The organism is Nostoc sp. CCY 9925 (assembly GCF_963920935.1).
Classification (GTDB): domain Bacteria; phylum Cyanobacteriota; class Cyanobacteriia; order Cyanobacteriales; family Nostocaceae; genus Nostoc.
In genome coordinates, this window is record NZ_CAWUDO010000239.1 from 1 (window position 1) to 2,844 (window position 2,844).

A 2,844-nucleotide genomic window follows, 5' to 3' on the forward strand; every position below is an offset into this window, starting at 1 on the left:
ACTAATGACTAATGACTAATGACTAATGACTAATGACTAATGACTAATGACTAATGACTTTAGCGACTGTTTGCACGTCTTTGTCCCCTCTGCCAGAGCAATTGATAACGATGCGGGGACTGCCGATTAACTGAGGACAAAGGGTTTCTAAATAGGCGATCGCATGAGCTGTTTCTAGAGCTGGGATAATTCCTTCTAGTTGCGAAAGTCTTTGAAATGCTTCTAGTGCCTGTTTATCGGTAATGCTGTAATATTCGGCGCGGCTAATATCCTTTAAATAACTATGCTCAGGGCCAACGCCCGGATAGTCTAACCCTGCACTAATTGAATGGGCTTCGATTACTTGACCGTCATCATCTTGCAGTAAATAGCTCATTGCACCGTGCAATACACCTATTTTTCCTTTTGTCAAGGTAGCAGCATGTTTTTGAGTATTGACACCTTCACCGGCTGCCTCAACTCCAATTAGGCGTACAGAAAATTCAGGCACAAACTCATGAAAAAGTCCGATCGCGTTGGAACCTCCACCCACGCAAGCCAGTAATATATCTGGTAGTCCTCCCCATTTTTCTTGGCATTGAGCGCGAGTTTCTTGTCCAATTACAGTATGGAAGTCACGCACAATCATCGGGTAAGGATGAGGCCCAGCAACAGAACCCAGGATGTAATGGGTTGTTTCTACGTTCGTCACCCAATCCCGAATTGCTTCGGAGGTTGCATCCTTGAGAGTTCCTGTACCTGCTTCCACTGGACGAACTTCTGCACCCATTAATTTCATGCGGAAAACATTCAGGGCTTGGCGTTCCATATCGTGGATGCCCATGTAAATCACACATTTCAAACCAAATCGCGCACACACGGTTGCAGTTGCTACACCGTGTTGACCTGCACCCGTCTCTGCAATAATTCTTTGTTTACCCATGCGCTTGGCTAGCAACACTTGAGCTAAAGCATTATTAATTTTGTGAGCGCCTGTATGATTTAAATCTTCCCGCTTTAAATAAATTTGCGCTCCCGTGCCGTCTGCTTTAGCATAATTTTTTGTCAGGCGTTCAGCAAAATATAATGGGCTGGGTCGTCCTACGTAGTCCCGCAGGAGATTTTGCAGTTCAGCTTGGAAACTCGGCTCGTTGCGATATTGATGAAATGCTTCTTCTAGCTCACTTAATGCAGGCATTAAGGTTTCAGGAACGTACTTACCGCCGAATTTTCCAAATCTGCCTAAAAAATCTGGTTGTAGGTTTGCAGTGTTGATGTTTTGTATACTTACCACTGGTTAAATTCCTTTCAGTTTTAAATATCTTTTTGAGAACTTAGGCTAGAACTCAATACGGTTTAGCTGGTCATATTTGGCTCGGAAGATCCCCCCAACCCCCCTTAAAAAGGGGGGCTTAATTCCCTGCTTTATAGCAGGAGGCAGGAGGCAGAAGGCAGGAGGCAGGAGGTAAAAGTATTACTATTCCTAGCTTCCATGCTTTCAAAATGTCCTAACCTGTGTGACTACGGCTATATAAGGAGAGTTAGGGAGTATCAAGCTATAACTGAACTGTATTGGGCTAGAGGTGAGATTTGCTTTGTATTTCTTTGCGTGCTTTGCCTTCTTCTCTAACGAGACGCTGCGCGAATGCGGTTCGTTACTTTTTATCGAAGTCAAAACGCCAAGAACGCAGAGAGAGATTTTTCACTTTGCTGAGCCGATTTCTTGCAGGGATGTTGGGGTAATTACTGCTTTAAGTTCCCGACAGAGTTGCCCAATAGCTTGCAATCTTTCAGTGGGGCTATTTTCAGCTAGGCGTTTGACGAAGGCGCTACCAACAATCACCGCATCTGCTCCCCATTCTCTGACTTGATGCGCTTGTTCTGGTGTTGAAATGCCAAAACCAACGCCGATGGCTTTATCGGTGACGCTTCGCAAATCTGTAATTAAATGCTTTACACGGTCTTGGAGTTGAGCGCGGATACCTGTAACGCCTGTAACACTCACAAGGTAGATAAAACCCTGAGATTGATTAGTGATCGCTGCAATTCTATCTTGAGAACTGGTAGGAGCTACAAGTAAAATTACTTCAATTCCGAAATAGCCAGCAGTTTGGATTAATTCTGCTGCTTCTTCTAAGGGCAAGTCTGGCACAACCAAGCCTCGCACCCCAGCAGCGGCAATTTCTCCTAAAAACGGCTTAATACCCCGGTGCAAAATGGGATTGTAGTAAGTAAATAGAATTATCGGCGCTTTGAGGCTAGGAATGACAGCTTGCAACATCTCTAATACTTGCTCTAATTTCGTGCCTTTTTGCAAAGCGCGAGTTGCTGCTGCTTGAATCACAGGGCCATCTGCCAAAGGATCTGAGTAGGGAACGCCCAACTCAATGAAGTCAGCACCGTTGCGATCTAAAATGCGTAAAGCTTCGCCAGTGGTTTCTAAGTTAGGATCGCCTGCGGTGATAAAGGGAATTAAAGCACACTGTTGGCGATCGCGCAAAGTTTGAAAGGAAGCAGAGATAGAAGTCATTTTGAAAAATAGTTAATGATTCGTTAATAGTTCTGGAAAAATCAAGGATTAGAAATTAGCAATATCCACGCTAGATTTTTTGTCGTTGAGTCTTCTATATTCGTGAATGAGCCTTTTAGCTCCGTTAACGAGTCTTTGATACTCGTGAACGAGCCTTTTATATTCGTGAATGAGCCTTTTAGCTCCGTTAACGAGTCTTTGATACTCGTGAACGAGTCTTTTATATTCGTGAACGAGCCTTTTATATTCGTGAACGAGTCTTTTATATTCGTGAACGAGCCTTTTATATTCGTGAACGAGCCTTTTATATTCGTGAACGAGCCTTTTATATTCGT

Annotated in this window: 3 protein-coding genes; all 3 read right to left on the minus strand. The window is 43.8% G+C overall.

Going from position 1 to position 2,844, the window contains the following annotated elements; all coding sequences use genetic code 11:
• Positions 1 to 43: 43 nt before the first annotated feature.
• The gene (gene trpB / locus ACM0OY_RS39945) at positions 44 to 1,273 is read right to left on the minus strand and encodes a tryptophan synthase subunit beta (RefSeq protein WP_414574227.1); all 1,230 of its coding nucleotides are present in this window, start codon (positions 1,271 to 1,273) and stop codon (positions 44 to 46) included.
• Positions 1,274 to 1,681: 408 nt separating this feature from the next.
• The gene (gene trpA, locus ACM0OY_RS39950) at positions 1,682 to 2,509 is read right to left on the minus strand and encodes a tryptophan synthase subunit alpha (RefSeq protein ID WP_414574228.1); all 828 of its coding nucleotides are present in this window, start codon (positions 2,507 to 2,509) and stop codon (positions 1,682 to 1,684) included.
• Between the two features lie 48 nt (positions 2,510 to 2,557).
• Positions 2,558 to 2,844: hypothetical protein (locus ACM0OY_RS39955; RefSeq protein ID WP_414574229.1), on the minus strand; the 287-nt coding region annotated here is incomplete at its 5' end.